We start from the raw sequence: 15,238 nt of genomic DNA on the forward strand, positions 1-15,238 counted from the left end.
TCAGCTCCGCTGATCGAGCAGGGCGTCGATGACCTCGTTGAAGGTCTGCGACGGGCGCATGACACCGGTGACCAGCTCGGCGTCGGGGCGGTAGTAGCCGCCGATCTCGACGGCCGAGCCCTGCACCGCGAGGAGCTCGTCGACGATCTTCTGCTCGTTCGCGGCGAGCGCCTCGGCCACCGGGGCGAAGGCGGCCGCGAGGTCGGCGTCGGCCTGCTGCTTGGCGAGCTCCTGCGTCCAGTAGAGGGCGAGGTAGAAGTGGCTGCCGCGGTTGTCGATCGTTCCGAGGGCGCGGCCGGGCGACTTGTCGTTCTCGAGGAAGGTGCCGGTCGCCGCGTCCAGCGTGTCGGCGAGGACACGCGCCTTGGCGTTGCCGGTGAAGTCGGCGAGGTGCTCGAGCGACGCGGCGAGCGCGAAGAACTCGCCGAGCGAGTCCCAGCGCAGGTAGTCCTCGGCGAGGAGCTGCTGCACGTGCTTGGGGGCCGAGCCGCCCGCGCCGGTCTCGAACAGGCCGCCGCCCGCGAGGAGCGGGACGATCGACAGCATCTTGGCGCTGGTGCCGACCTCGAGGATCGGGAACAGGTCGGTGAGGTAGTCGCGCAGCACGTTGCCGGTGACCGAGATGGTGTCTTCACCCTTGCGCAGACGGTCCAGCGAGTACTGGGTCGCCGCGGCGGGCGCGAGGATCTCGATCGTGAGACCGTCGGTGTCGTGGTCCTGGAGGTACGTCTTGACCTTGGCGATGAGCGCCGCGTCGTGCGAGCGGTTCTCGTCGAGCCAGAACACGGCGGGGGAACCGGTGGCGCGGGCGCGCGTGACCGCGAGCTTCACCCAGTCGCGGATCGCGACATCCTTCGTCTGCGTCGCGCGCCAGATGTCGCCCGGGGCGACCTCGTGGGCGAGCAGCACGTCACCGGCCTGGTTCACGACCTGGACGGTTCCGGCGGCGGCGAGCTCGAACGTCTTGTCGTGGCTGCCGTACTCCTCGGCGGCCTGCGCCATGAGACCCACGTTCGGGACGGTGCCGATGGTGGCCGGGTCGAGCGGGCCGTGCGCGATGACGTCGTCGATCACGGTCTGGTAGACGCCCGCGTACGACGAGTCGGGGATGACGGCCAGCGTGTCGGCCTCGCCGCCGTCGGCGCCCCACAGCTTGCCGCCGTTGCGGACGAGGGCGGGCATCGACGCGTCGACGATGACGTCGGACGGCACGTGGAGGTTCGTGATGCCCTTGTCGGAGTTCACGTACGACAGGCGCGGGGTGTCCGTCGCCGCGGCGAACGCCGCCGCGATCTCGTCGCCGCCTTCGACGTTCTTGAGGCCCGCGAGGATCGCGCCCAGGCCGTCGTTCGGGGTGAGGCCGGCCTCGGCGATCTTGTCGCCGAAACGGTCGAAGACGTCGGCGTAGTACGCCTTCACGACGTGACCGAAGATGATCGGGTCGCTGACCTTCATCATCGTGGCCTTGAGGTGCACCGAGTAGAGGACGCCCTCCGCCTTGGCGGTCTCGAGCGTCTCGGCGAGGAACGCGTCGAGCGCGGCCGCCGACAGGAACGTGCCGTCGACGATCTCGCCGGGAAGCACCTTGATGCCCGTCTTGAGCTCGGTGGTCGTGCCGTCGGCCGCGACGAAGCGGACCGAGAGCACGTCGTCGGCGGGGATGACCGTGGTCTTCTCGTTCGACTTGAAGTCGTCGTGGCCGAGAGTCGCGACGCGGGTCTTCGAGCCCTCGCCGAAGGCCTTGTTGCGGTGCGGGTGCTTGCGCGCGTAGTTCTTCACCGACAGCGGCGCACGGCGGTCGCTGTTGCCCTCGCGGAGGACGGGGTTCACGGCCGAGCCCTTGATGCGGTCGTAGCGGGCGCGCACGTCCTTGTCTTCGAGCGACTGCGCCTCGTCCGGGTAGTCCGGGACGTCGTAGCCCTGCGACTGCAGCTCGGCGATCGCGGCCTTCAGCTGCGGGATCGAGGCTGAGATGTTCGGCAGCTTGATGATGTTGGCCTCGGGGAGCGTCGCGAGGCCGCCGAGCTCGGCGAGCGCGTCGCCGACCTGCTGCTCGGGCGTCAGGTTCTGCGGGAACGCCGCGAGGATGCGGCCCGCGAGCGAGATGTCGCGCGTCTCGACGTCCACTCCCGCCTGGCGGGTCACGGCCTGCACGATCGGCAGGAACGATGCGGTCGCGAGGGCCGGTGCCTCGTCGGTGTAGGTGTAGATGATGGTCGAGTCGGTCACCAGTCACGTCCTTCTTGCGGGTCGGCGTTCAGCCTATCGCAAGCGGCCGAGATATCTCGACGTCAAGATACTTCGGCGTATGAACACCGTGTTAATCCGACGTCCGGACGATGCCGGATGCCGCCATGAGGGCTAGCCTGTCGTCCATGGGTGATCTGCGACTCGTCGAACTGTCCGCCGCGACCATCGTGGCGGTCAACAATATGTCGCTCAAGCCCGGCCAGGAGGAATACCTCTCGCCGGTGAGCTACGGCATCGCGGCGACGGTCGTGAACCCGCAGACGACCTGGCAGCGCGTGGTGGTCGACGGCGAAGAGGTCGTCGCGTTCGTCAGCGGCAACTTCGACCTCGACGACCCGCAGGAGCACTTCCGCTCGGTGCTGTGGCGCATCAACGTCGACGCCGACGACCAGGGCCGCGGCGTCGGCCGCTTCGCCGTCGCGGGGCTTCTCGAAGAGGCGCGCAACCGCGGGATGGACCACGTGAACGTCATCTACGAGGCCGGCGAAGGCGGTCCGCAGGCATTCTTCGAGCGCGTGGGCTTCACACCGGTCGGCGAGACCGAGTACGGTGAAGTGATCGCAGAGATCCGTCTCTGACGCAGAGCCGCACGATCGACCCGAAGACTTCCCCACACAGCGCCCGCCGGGCGCACAGAGACCGGCGGCGGGGCCTCGAATACCCCTCCCCCATCGAGACCCCGTCGCCTTCTCGGTCCAGACCGTCGAAACGCTTCCGCGCGACGCGCTAGGGTGAGCGCGTGCCGAGATTCGATCTGTCCCCCGCTGAGCTCGCGGACTACGCCCCCGACGTCCGCGAACCCGCCGACTTCGACGCCTTCTGGGCCGAAACGCTCGCGCAGTCGCGGCAGTGGGATGCCTCCCCCGACGTCGTGCGCCTCGAGACGCCGTACACGCTGGTCGACATCTTCGACGTGACGTTCCCCGGCTTCGGCGGCGACCCGGTCAAGGCGTGGCTGACCCTCCCGGCCGGTGCCGCAGGCCCCCTCCCGGCGGTGGTCGAGTACCAGGGCTACGGCGGCGGCCGCGGACTCGCCGGCGAGCGCCTCGGCTGGGCCGCCGCCGGCTACGCCCACCTCTTCATGGACACCCGCGGCCAGGGCTCGATGTGGGGCTCGGGCGGCGACACCCTCGACCCGCACGGCACCGGTCCCTCGTCATCGGGTTTCATGACCCGCGGCATCGAGGATCCCGAGACCTACTACTACCGCCGGGTCTTCACGGATGCGGTGCGCGCCGTCGACGCCCTGCGCACGCTCCCGCAGGTCGACGCCGGCCGCATCGCCGTGTGCGGCGCGAGCCAGGGCGGCGGCATCGCCATCGCCGCGGCGGGATTGTCGGACGGCCTCGTCGCCGTCATGCCCGACGTGCCGTTCCTCTGCCACTTCGAGCGCGCCGTCGGCCTCACCGGCGACGACCCCTACCAGGAGGTCGTGCGGTACCTCGCCGTGCATCGCGGTCGCGACGAGCGCGTGTTCGAGACGCTGTCGTACTTCGACGGCGTGAACATGGCGAAGAGAGCGGATGCTGCGGCCCTGTACTCCGTCGCCCTGATGGACACCATCTGCCCGCCGTCGACCGTGTATGCGGCGTACAACCGTCACACCCACCCGGCGAAGCAGATCGAGGTATACACGCACAACGGCCACGAGGGCGGTCAGGCGTTCCAATTCCCGAAACAGGCTCGCTTCCTCACCGACCTGATCTGAACCGCGGCCCTGGTCAGAGGGCCTCGAGATGGAGCACGAACGCCTGCAGCGGCCACAGCGTCGGCAGCTGCAGGCCGACCTCGGCGAGCAGCGACCCCGGCAGCTCGATCTCGCCGGCGGTGAACCACTCCGGAGCGATCCAGCCGTACTCGGCAGCGCCGATCTCGCGGCGCACGCGCACCCGGTAGCGACGGTCTCGGTCGAGCCCGGGAACGCGGAGGCGCTCGGCGCGAGCATCCTCGAGGCTCGCCACCGTCGCCACGACGACGACCGCCGCGTCGTCCGTGACGAAGCCCGTCGCACGCCAGGCGGGATCGCGCAGCTCGGGGTGCAGCATCCGTCCGCCGTGGACGATCGGCCGCAGCTCCTTGTAGAGCGCCGCGAACCGCGTGATGGCGGCGGTCTCGTCGTCGTCGCACGACAGGATGTCCCACTCGAACCCGGCCGAGCCCATGAGGCTCGTCGCCATGCGGTACGACAGTGCGGTGGTGCGCCCCGACGAGTGCGACGTCGTCGGTCCGACGTGCGCGCCGACGAGTTCGGGCGGCAGCAGCAGGCCGGTCCAGCGCTGGATGTCCTGGCGTTCCACCGGGTCGTTCGAGTCGCTCGCCCACACCCGGTCGGTCACCTCGAGGATCCCGAGGTCGGTGCGTGCACCCCCGCTCGAGCAGGACTCGATCTCGAGCGACGGATGCCGCGACTTCAGCTGCGCGATGAGCTCGTAGACTGCCGTCGTCTGGGCGTGCCCGCCGGGGCGCCCGTTGTGCATGCTCTCGACGAGGTCTCGGTTGTGGTCCCACTTGATGAAGTCGATGCCGAGCTCGCCCACGAGCGCGTCGATCTGTCCGAGCACATGGGCGTAGGCGGCCGGATTCGCGAGATCCATGACGTACTGCCCGCGCCACGACACCGCCGGATCGTGCTCGAGGTGCCCTGCGTGGTGCAGGAGCCAGTCCGGGTGGGCGCGCGCCACGTCGGAGTCGAGGCTGATCATCTCGGGCTCGAACCACAGCCCGAACTGCATGCCCAGCTCGTGCACGCGCGCCGCGAGTGGACCGAGACCGTCGGGCCACACCGCCCGGTCGACGACCCAGTCGCCGAGACTCGTGGTGTCGTCGCGCCGCCCCTGGAACCACCCGTCGTCGAGCACGAACCGCTCGACGCCGACCGCGGCTGCGCGTTCGGCGAGCGCGGCGAGCCGGGTGGGTTCGTGGTCGAAGTAGACGGCCTCCCACGTGTTGAGCACAAGGGGGCGGGCGGATGACGGATGCTGCGGCCGCGCGCGCAGCCAGGTATGCACGCGGTGCGCGAAACCGTCGAGGCCCTCGGCCGTGCGCACGAAGGCCGTGCGAGGCGCCCGGTACTCCTGGCCCGGCGCGAGCCGGATCTCGCCGGGACGCAGCAGCTCCCCCGCGCCGATGAGCGTCACCGCGTCGGTGACGCGGTCTATCCGCGTCGTGAGGTCGCTCGACCAGGCGAGGTGCACACCCCACAGCGCGCCGGTCTGCCAGCGCGGAGCGCCGATCCCCGCGATCGTCGCGACCGGGTTGTCGTGCCCCGGGCGGCCGCGCCGCGTCTGCCGCACCGTCGCCCCGGCGGGCATCGACGTCACGACCGGGCGCTTCTCGCGCGCCCAGCGGCCGTCGAAGGTCAGCAGCGTGTCGGTCGTCGACGGCACCGGCAGCGTCGCCTCGAGCCAGTCGACGTCGACCGGCGCGGCACCCGTCGCTCCCTCGTGCGCGAGCGCGTGCTGCACCCACACGACGCCGCCGGCCTCGATGCCCACCGTGATCGCCAGACGCAGGCCGGATGCCGCGTCCCGCGCCTCGACGGTGAACGACCGGTCGTCGGCCTCGATGCCTGTCACGTCCCACCGCGCGTGGTGCACGACGCCGTCGCGGCGCAGCTGCATCCCGGGGCGCCCCGTCCAGCCGTCGCCCTCCTGCGGGGACAGCGAGACCTGCCACGCGGCGTCGAGCGTGCCCGGAGCGGTCTGGCGGCTCAGCGCCTTCGCGAGGGCATCGGCATCGGCATCGGTGATCCCGCCGACGGGCGCACCCCAGTGCAGCACGTGCGGAAGACCCGGACCACGGGCGTCGACGAGCACGCCGACGCCCTCGCTCTCGAGACGGATGAAGCCGGGGGTCATGCGGGGGTCCTCTCTGCGGGGGTGCGTTCGCCGGTGCCGCGCTCGACGATCCAGGTCGGCATCTCGAGCTGGCGGGTGAAGCCGGCGGGATCCTGCATGCGCTCGATCGCGAGCGTCGCAGCGGCCCTGCCGAGCGCCAGCGGGTCGTAACTGATCACGGTCACCCCGAGCACGTCGGCGGTGTCGAAGTCGTCGAAGCCGACGAGGGCCGTGCGGCCGTCGTCGTGGAGGTCGCGCAGCACGCGCAGTGCGCCGATCGTGACGCGGTTGTTGCCGGTGATGATGGCGGTGGGCGCGTCGTCGCGGTGGAGCAGATCGGCGATGAGGCTGTCGGCGGGTCGCGACAGGTCGTCTTCGAGGCGCTCCCACGCCGAGGAGTCGCGGATGCCGTATGCCGCCAGGGCGTCGCGATAGCCGCGCAGGCGCTCGGCCTGCGTGTAGACGGACGCCGGGTTGCAGATGTAGCCGATGCGCCGGTGGCCGCGCTCGAGCAGTCGCGTCGTGGCGTCGAACACCCCGCGGTGGTTCTCGAGCACGATCGAATCCGCGACGAGGTTGCGTGCCGGCCGGTCGATCGCGATCACGGGCGTGCCGAGATGGCGCTCGCCCTCGAGGTACGACTGGTCGTCGGCGACGGGAATGAGCAGCAGCGCGCCGAGGCGCTGACCGAGGAGGGCGTCGGCGACGCGCTCCTCTCCCTCGGCGGTGTCGTCGGTGGTCGCGACGACCAGCGAGAAGCCGTGCGCCGACAGCTCGCGTTCGATGCCGGCGGCGAGCTTGTAGTAGAACGGGTTGTTCAGCTCGCCCATGATGAACCCGATCGTGTTCGTCGGGCCGCCGCGGCGCAGATTGCGCGCCAGCGGGTTGGGGCGGAAACGCAGCCGCTTCGCGGCGCCGAGCACGCGCTCCACCGTCTCCGGCGCGACGAGGTCGCGGTGCGTGAAGACGCGCGAGACCGTCTTCGAGCTCACTCCCGCGAGTCGCGCGACGTCTTCGAGCGTCGCGCGCTGCTGAACGGTCATCGGGGCCTCCTTGCCGGCGGGGTTCACGCTAGCACCTGGCGTCCGGAAATGTCCACGTAGGACATTGCTCAGACATCGGGATGCCGCGTGGCGAAGGGATTACGAAATAATCCCAGTTCAGTGGGCTTGTTTCTTCGAACCTCGACGATCGGACAGGACAAGACAGCGATGACATCGAACGCTTGCGGAAACGCTTCGAATCGCTCTACTCTGACGGCGCGACGAACCACGCAACGGTGCGACGACGCGCACCGGCAGTTCAAGGGCGAACCTGACAAGGAGAAATCACATGGCGAAGAAGGCACTGGCGGGCATCGTGCTGCTGGCCACCGCCGCGGTCGCGATCAGCGGCTGCGCGGGCGGCGGCGCGGGCGATGCCGACAACACGATCGACGGCGAGATCAAGGGCGACATCAAGGTCCTCACCTGGCGCACCGACCTCGTGCAGGACGGCACGTACGACCGCTACGTCGAGGAGTTCGAGAAGAAGTACCCCGAGGTGAACGTGACCATCGAGGCCGTCACCGACTACGCGACCGAGATGCAGACGCGCATGTCGACCACGAACTACGGCGACGTCCTCGGCATCCCGACCATCCAGCCCGACCAGTTCGAGCAGTTCCTCGAGCCGCTCGGCAAGACGGCGGACTTCGAGGACACCTACCGATTCCTCCCCGCCGCCAGCTACGACGGCACCCAGTACGGCATCGCGTGGGGCGGCAACGCCAACGGCGTCGTCTACAACAAGAAGGTCTTCGAGGCGGCCGGCGTCACCGAGCTCCCGACCAGCGAGGAGGAGTGGCTCGAGGCCCTCCAGAAGGTCAAGGACAACACCGATGCGATCCCGCTGTACACCAACTACAAGGGCGGGTGGCCGCTGACCCAGAGCTTCGGCAACCTCGGCGGCGTCACCGACGACGCCGATGCCCCGATCACGCTCGCCGAGGACCCGGCACCGTGGACCGAGGGCACCGACGTCTACGCGATCGACTCCCTGCTCTACGAGAGCGTGGCGGCCGGCCTCACCGAGGACGACCCGCTCACCACCGACTGGGAGCAGTCGAAGGTGCTCATCGGCACCGGCGAGGTCGCGGCGATGACCCTCGGCTCATGGGCCGTGTCGCAGATGAAGGCCGCCGCCGAAGACAACGGCGCCTCGGCCGACGACATCGGGTTCTTCGCGTTCCCGGCGAACGTCGACGGCCAGCAGTACGCCGTGATCGGCGGCGACTACAACCTCGGCGTGAGCAAGCACTCCAAGGCGAAGGCCGCGTCCTGGGCGTTCATCCAGTGGATCGTGGGCGAGTCCGACTACACCGACGTGCAGGGCATGGTGTCGACGCTGAAGGACGACCCGCTCCCCGAGTCGCTGACCGACTTCGAGGCCGCCGGCGTCGAGCTCATGGAGATCAACCCGGCCCCGGCCGGCAAGGAGGCGCTCCTCACCGAGACCGCGAATGAGGCCCAGATCGACCTCTACGGCCCGATCTACCGCCAGAAGCTCGTCGACATCGCCCGCGGCGCCGCCGACGGCGACAAGGAGAGCTACTTCGCCGAGCTCAACGACAAGTGGGGCGCCGCCGTCGAGAGCCTCAAGGGCTGACGGAAGGGGGCGGCAGAGACATGGCCATCGCAACTCCTGGCGCGGCACCGGCGGATGCCCCTGCTGCCCTCTCGGCGCCCATGCGCGGCCGCCGGCTCCGCGGGATCTCCCGCGGCGCCGGCGGCCGGCGGGGCGGCTCCGCAGGCCGGAGCGTCATGCAGCACCTCACGCCGTGGCTGTTCCTCGCCGCGGCCGTGGGCCTGCTGCTGCTGTTCACCTACTGGCCGGCGATCAACCTCTTCTACTACAGCGTCACCGACTGGGACGGCATCGACCAGCAGAAGAACCTCGTCGGGTTCGAGAACTACGTGCAGGTCTTCACCGATCCGCGCATCTTCTCGGTGTTCTTCGTCAGCCTCTACTACTTCGCCGCGTCGTTCTTCCAGATCGCCATCGCGCTGTACTTCGCGACGATCCTGAGCTTCTCGACCCGATTCTCCGGCTTCTTCCGCGGCGTGCTGTTCTTCCCCTACCTGATCAACGGCGTCGCCGTCGGCTTCGTCTTCCTCTACCTGTTCCAGCCCGGCGGCACGCTCGACACCGTGCTGAGCTGGTTCGGCGTCACCGAGCCGCCGCAGTGGCTGGGCGACCCCGACGTCGTCAACTGGTCGCTCGCCGCCACGTCCGTGTGGCGCTACACCGGCATGGGATTCGTGCTGTTCCTCGGCGCGATCCAGTCGATCCCCCACGAGCTGTACGAAGCCGCCGACATCGACGGCGCCAACCGCTGGGCGCAGTTCTGGGCGATCATCTTCCCCGGCATCCGCCGCGTCGTGGGCCTCACCGTGATCCTCGCGATCGCCGGCAGCCTCAGTGTGTTCGAGGTGCCCTTCGTGATGACCGGCGGGGCGAACGGCTCCTCCACATTCGTCATCAACACGCTGCAGACCGCGTTCAGCTACCGGTCGGTGGGTCTCGCCTCGGCGATGGCCGTCGTCCTGCTGATCGTCGTGCTGGTCGTGACATGGATCCAGCGCAGAGTCTTCCCCGACGAGAAGGTCGATCTCACATGACCACCACCGAAGAACCGCTCCGCACGATGCCGCTGCGGACCAGCCCGCCCGAGCCGAAGATCCGCGGACGCTCGCCCCTCGAGCGCGTGCGCTCGGGGAGCGCCACGACAGCGAAGTACACGAGTCTCATCGTCGCGGCCGTCGTCACGATCCTGCCGCTGTCGGTCCTGCTGTTCGCCGGACTCAAGACCGCCCCCGAGTACGCGCAGACGGGGCCGTTCACGCCGCCGTCGAACTGGCTCAACTTCGACAACTTCGTGACGGCGTTCGTCAGCGGGAAGATGCTCGAAGGCTTCGTGAACACCACGATCGTCCTGGTGGTGTCGCTGGTGGGCACGATCTTCATCGGCACGATGGCCGCCTATGCGCTCGACCGCTTCAACTTCCGCGGCAAGCGACTGGTGCTCGCGCTCTTCCTCCTCGCGACGCTGATCCCCGGCGTCACGACGCAGGTCGCGACCTTCCAGCTGATCAGCGCCTTCGGCCTGTACGACTCGATGGCGGCCCTGATCATCCTGTTCATGGGCACCGACATCATCGCGATCTACCTGTTCATCCAGTTCATGCAGTCGATCCCGGTCTCGCTCGACGAGGCGGCGATGATCGACGGCGCGAACCGATGGACGATCTACTGGCGCATCATCCTGCCGCTGCTGCGGCCGGCCATCGCGACCGTCGTGATCATCAAGGGCATCGCGATCTACAACGAGTTCTACCTCCCCTTCCTCTATCTGCCCTCGCAGGGATTCATCTCGACCTCCCTGTTCCGATTCAAGGGCCCGTACGGCGCGCAATGGGAGGTGATCGCCGCGGGTACGATCCTCGTGATCATCCCCACGTTCATCGCCTTCCTGCTGCTTCAGCGCTGGATCTACAAGGGCCTCACCGCAGGAGCCGTCAAGTGACCTCTTCCCTCTCCTTCCGCCCGATCGACGCCGGCTGGACGCTGCGGGCGTCCGCCGGACCTGCTCCCGGGGGACTCACGGATGCCGTCGCCGCCGTCGTGCCCGGGTGCGTGCACACCGACCTCCTGGCCGCGGGTCTCATCCCCGACCCGTTCCTCGACGACAACGAGTCGGCGCTGGCCTGGATCGGACTCGTCGACTGGACGTACGCGACGACATTCCCTTGGACGAAGGATGCCGCGGACCGCACCGATCTCGTCTTCGAGGGCCTGGACACCGTGACGACGATCCTGCTCAACGGGCGCGCGGTCGGCTCGACGGCGAACCAGCACCGCTCGTACCGGTTCGACGTGCGCGACGCGCTCGTCGAGGGCGACAACGAGCTCGTGGTGCGCTTCCGCTCGCCGGTGAAGTACGCGAACGAGCAGAGCGTCGCACTCGGCGTGCGCCAGCGGCCGTACCCGCTCCCGTATGACGCGATCCGCAAGTCCGCGTGCAGCTTCGGCTGGGATTGGGGCATCGCGACCTACACGAGCGGCATCGTGAAGCCGGTCGGGCTCGAGTCCTGGTCGGTCGCGCGTCTCGCGCAGACGCGCGTCGTCGCTGCGCCGGACGGCGACGGCGGCACGATCACGGTGGACGTCGAGCTCGAGCGCTCGCGCCACGACCCTGTCGTCGTGACGGTGCGCGTCGGCGGCGTGGAGACATCCGGCAGCCTGGCCGGTGATGACACGACCACGACCGTGACGCTCTCGCTCGCCGAGGTGGAGCGCTGGTGGCCGGTCGGGTACGGCGCGCAGCCTCTGTACGACGTCGAGGTCGAGCTCGTCGCAGCCGCCGACGGCATGGTTCTCGATCGCACGGCGCGCAAGGTCGGATTCCGGGACGTGCGCTGGGACATGACGCCCGACGAGGCCGGCACGCCGTTCACACTCGTCGTCAACGACCAGCCGGTGTTCGTGAAGGGCGTCAACTGGATCCCCGACGACGCACTCACCGTGCGCGTCACGCGCGACCGCGTGCGGCGCCGCTTCGAGCAGGCGCTCGACGCGAACCTCAACCTCATCCGCGTCTGGGGCGGCGGGCTCTACGAGTCCGACGACTTCTACGAGCTGGCCGACGAGCTGGGGCTGCTGGTCTGGCAGGACTTCCTGTTCGCGTGCGCGGCGTACGCCGAGGAGGATCCGCTGCGCTCGGAGGTCGAGGCGGAGGCGCGCGAGAACATCGTGCGCCTCGGCCACCATGCGTCGCTCGTGCTGCTCACCGGCAACAACGAGAACCTGTGGGGCTACGAGGACTGGGGCTGGAAGCTGCGCCTCGACGGCAAGACCTGGGGCGCGCACTACTACTACGAGCTGTTCCCCGCGCTCGTCGCCGAGCTCGCACCGCACGTTCCGTACGCGCCGGGGAGCCCGTTCAGCCCCGGCATGGGCTGGGACGGCCAGACGCAGACCGGCCCGCACCCCAACGACGAGCAGCACGGCTCGATGCACCTGTGGGAGCAGTGGAACCGTCGCGACTGGCACACCTACCGAGAGCACACGCCGCGGTTCGTCGCCGAGTTCGGCTGGCAGGGGCCGCCGGCGTGGTCGACGCTCGTGCGCTCCGTGTCGGACGCGCCGCTGACCCCCGAATCGCCCGGCATGATCGTGCACCAGAAGGCGATGGAGGGGAACACCAAGCTCTCGAACGGGCTGATCCCCCACTTCCGGATGCCGGAGGCCATGGAGGACTGGCACTGGGCGATGCAGCTCAACCAGGCGCTCGCCGTGCGCACCGCTCTCGAGCACTTCCGGTCGTGGGCACCGCACACCCAGGGCGCGATCGTCTGGCAGCTCAACGACTGCTGGCCGGTCACGTCGTGGGCCGCGATCGACGGCGACGAGCGTCCGAAGCCGCTGTACTACGGGCTGAAGAACGCGTTCGCCCCGCGGCTGGCGACGATCCAGCCCCGCGACGGCGGGCTCGCCGCGGTGCTCGTCAACGACACGGCCGAGCCGTGGTCCGGCGGATTCGTGGCGCGACGCGTGGGGTTCGCGGGCGACGAGCTCGCCCGGTTCGAGACCCCGGTCTCGCTGAGCCCGCGCGAGACGGTGACCGTGTCGCTGCCCGCCGACGTCGCCGTGGCCGCCGACCTGGCCTCCGAGCTCGTCGTGGCGGGCGTCGACGACGTGCGGGGCTTCTGGTTCTTCGCCGAGCCTCGGGACTCGGCACTCGGCGCGGCCGAGGTCGAGGTGCACGCCGAGCCGGTCGCCGACGGCACGCGGGTCACGCTCACCGCTTCCACGCTGGTGCGCGACCTCACGCTCCTCGTCGACAAGGTCGACGCCGATGCCGTGGCATCCGATGCGCTCGTCACCCTGCTGCCGGGCGAGAGCGCGACGCTGATCGTGCGCCACGACGGCGACGGGCTCGCCGCATCCGCCCTCTCCGATCCGCGCGTGCTGCGCACCGCCAACGAGCTGGTCGCCTCGTGACCGCCGAGACCACCCAGGCGCTCGGGCCGTACGTGGCCGGAATGACCTGGGGATGGACGGGCATGCGCGGAACATGGGGGACGGCCGAGGCATCCCAGTCGCTGCGGCTGATGGCCGACCACGCAGTGAACTGGACCGCGCTGGCGTACGCGGCCCTGCAGGACACCGCGCAGTCGACCGAGGTGCGGTTCCGCGAGGAGCCGACGGTGACCGACGACGAGATCGTGTGGGCGATCCGCGAGGCGAAGGCGCTCGGGCTGAAGGTGTGTCTCAAGCCCGTCGTCAACGTCGCCGACGGCACGTGGCGCGCGCACATCGGGTTCTTCGACCAGGACGTCCCGGGCGAGCCGACGTGGGGCGAGTGGTTCGCGTCGTACCGCGAGTTCATCGTGCATGCCGCGCGCCTCGCGGAGGCGGAGGGCTGCGAGATGCTCTGCGTCGGCTGCGAGATGGTGCGCGCCGACGCCCGCGAGGCCGAGTGGCGCGAGCTCATCGCCGCCGTGCGGGCCGAGTACTCCGGCATCGTGACGTACAACTGCGACAAGTACCAGGAGGATCGCCTCGGCTGGTGGGACGCGGTCGACGTCGTGAGCTCGAGCGGCTACTACCCCATCGACGGGTGGGAGGCCGAGCTCGATCGCATCGAGGCGGCCGTCGGCGCGACGGGCAAGCCGTTCTTCTTCATGGAAGCCGGCTGCCCGTCGCGTGAAGGGTCGCCGGCACGTCCGAACGACTGGTCGCTGCCCGGCGCACCCTCTGGTGCGGAGCAGCTGAGGTACTACGAGGCGATGTTCGAGGCATGCGACGCCCGGCCATGGGTGCGCGGCTTCATGCTGTGGGACTGGCCGGCACGGCTCTACTCCCCAGGCGAGGCGCCCGCGAACGACGACTACTGTCCCTACGGCAAGCCGGCGGGCGCATTCCTGCGCGAGGCATACCGTGCGCGCTCGCGCGGCACGGACGCGGTGCGGGCATGACCGCGGTCGACGCGCGGGGGGCTTCTGCCGAAGCGCCGGCGGGGGGAACATCTCATCGTGGCGTCACGGTGCGGGAAGGGGCGGACAGCCGCATGAGCACAGTACTGGCGATCGATGCCGGCCAGACCGGCATCAAGGTGCGCGTGCGCGAGCACGACATCGTCTTCCCGGGCATCCGCACCGGCGAGCCGCTCCTCCCCCAGCTCGCCGCCGTCGCGCGCGCCGCGATCGAGCGCACGGGCGCCGAGGTCTCCGTCGTCAGTGCGGGGGTGTCGGGCCTGACCACGCGGGAATCGGATGCTGCCGCCTTCCTCGCCAGGATCGACGACGCCGCCGTGCACGAGGTGATCCTCGCTCACGACTCGACGACGTCGTTCCTCGGGGCGCTCGGCGATACGCGCGGCGCGGTCGTCGCCGCGGGCACCGGGGTGGTGACGCTCGCGGTGGGCGCCTCGCGGGTGGCCCGGGTCGACGGGTGGGGATACCTCATGGGCGACGCGGGCAGCGGCTACTGGATCGGCCGCGAGGCGCTCGACGCCGTCATGCGCGAGTACGACGGCCGCGGGCCGACGACCGCGCTGCGCGCCGTCGCGGAGGAGCGGTGGCCCGACCTCAGCCAGGCGTACATCCACCTGCAGTCCGATCCCGAGCGGGTGAGCGTCGTCGCGTCGTTCGCGGCCCACGTCGCGCGCCTCGCGACGGAGGGCGACGCGGTGTCGCAGAACATCACCGTGCGCGCCGGCGGCGAGCTCGCGCACAGCGTCGAGACGGCGCTGCGCCGCGTGCGCTCCGACGAGCCCGGCGAGCACTTCGCCGCGTGCGCCATCGGCGGCGTCTTCCGCTCCCCGCAGCTGCGCGAGGCGTTCGCGTCCCACATCGCTGCGAGCGAGTTCGACGTCACGCTCGTCGAGCCCCTCGGCCACGGCATCGACGGCGCCGCGGCCCTCGCCGGCCTCGCGCCGCAGCATCCACTCGCCCACGCGGTCTCGGTCGCCCACGCCTGATCCGTCTCGCGCCGCTGAGCAGCCGGGCGCTCTCACCCGCCTTTGCACAGGTCAACCGGGCTTCTGCAGGACTTTTCGACTCGATCGATCCTGTAGAAGCCCGGTTGACCTGTTGAAGCCGATGCGGCGC

General features: G+C 69.8%; 11 protein-coding genes. 8 read left to right on the forward strand and 3 right to left on the reverse strand.

Translation table 11 applies throughout. The features are described 5' to 3' along the window. A complete protein-coding gene (locus tag ASF40_RS15945) occupies positions 1 to 2,229 on the reverse strand; it encodes an NADP-dependent isocitrate dehydrogenase (protein ID WP_056370782.1) in 2,229 nt (742 codons plus the stop codon). 146 nt (positions 2,230 to 2,375) lie between these two features. Here ASF40_RS15945 and ASF40_RS15950 point away from each other — a divergent pair, with 146 nt between their 5' ends. After that, complete coding sequence (locus tag ASF40_RS15950) at positions 2,376 to 2,828, forward strand: GNAT family N-acetyltransferase (protein ID WP_056370784.1); 453 nt, start codon at positions 2,376 to 2,378, stop codon at positions 2,826 to 2,828. A 161-nt stretch (positions 2,829 to 2,989) separates the two neighbouring features. Further along, on the forward strand, positions 2,990 to 3,958 hold the full coding sequence (locus ASF40_RS15955) for an acetylxylan esterase (protein ID WP_056370786.1): 969 nt from the start codon (positions 2,990 to 2,992) through the stop codon (positions 3,956 to 3,958). A gap of 13 nt (positions 3,959 to 3,971) precedes the next feature. Here ASF40_RS15955 and ASF40_RS15960 read toward each other — a convergent pair whose 3' ends face one another. Continuing rightward, entirely contained in the window at positions 3,972 to 6,107 is a 2,136-nt protein-coding gene (locus ASF40_RS15960) for an alpha-galactosidase (protein ID WP_056370788.1), read from the reverse strand. Then, positions 6,104 to 7,129, reverse strand: coding sequence for a LacI family DNA-binding transcriptional regulator (locus tag ASF40_RS15965; RefSeq protein WP_056370789.1), 1,026 nt, complete (start codon positions 7,127 to 7,129; stop codon positions 6,104 to 6,106). The genes ASF40_RS15960 and ASF40_RS15965 overlap by 4 nt, the downstream gene beginning before the upstream one ends. 289 nt (positions 7,130 to 7,418) lie before the next feature. Between ASF40_RS15965 and ASF40_RS15970 the strand changes: the two genes are divergently transcribed. The 6 genes from ASF40_RS15970 (at position 7,419) to ASF40_RS15995 (ending at position 15,108) form a co-directional block, all read left to right on the forward strand. Beyond that, entirely contained in the window at positions 7,419 to 8,732 is a 1,314-nt protein-coding gene (locus tag ASF40_RS15970; protein ID WP_056370792.1) for an ABC transporter substrate-binding protein, read from the forward strand. A 20-nt stretch (positions 8,733 to 8,752) separates the two neighbouring features. Then, entirely contained in the window at positions 8,753 to 9,745 is a 993-nt protein-coding gene (locus ASF40_RS15975) for a carbohydrate ABC transporter permease (protein ID WP_056370794.1), read from the forward strand. Then, positions 9,742 to 10,650 (forward strand): carbohydrate ABC transporter permease, encoded by a 909-nt coding sequence (locus ASF40_RS15980; protein ID WP_056370796.1) that lies wholly within the window; start codon positions 9,742 to 9,744, stop codon positions 10,648 to 10,650. The genes ASF40_RS15975 and ASF40_RS15980 overlap by 4 nt, the downstream gene beginning before the upstream one ends. Then, positions 10,647 to 13,127, forward strand: coding sequence for a glycoside hydrolase family 2 protein (locus ASF40_RS15985; protein WP_056370798.1), 2,481 nt, complete (start codon positions 10,647 to 10,649; stop codon positions 13,125 to 13,127). Before ASF40_RS15980 ends, ASF40_RS15985 begins: the two co-directional genes overlap by 4 nt. Beyond that, entirely contained in the window at positions 13,124 to 14,104 is a 981-nt protein-coding gene (locus ASF40_RS15990) for a glycoside hydrolase family 113 (RefSeq protein WP_442922705.1), read from the forward strand. Before ASF40_RS15985 ends, ASF40_RS15990 begins: the two co-directional genes overlap by 4 nt. A 92-nt stretch (positions 14,105 to 14,196) precedes the next feature. Then, positions 14,197 to 15,108 carry an N-acetylglucosamine kinase gene (locus ASF40_RS15995; protein WP_056370801.1) on the forward strand — a complete coding sequence of 304 codons (912 nt, stop codon included), beginning with the start codon at positions 14,197 to 14,199 and terminating at the stop codon, positions 15,106 to 15,108. The last annotated feature ends 130 nt before the right edge of the window (positions 15,109 to 15,238 follow it).

Source organism: Microbacterium sp. Leaf288, from assembly GCF_001422925.1.
Lineage (GTDB): Bacteria > Actinomycetota > Actinomycetes > Actinomycetales > Microbacteriaceae > Microbacterium.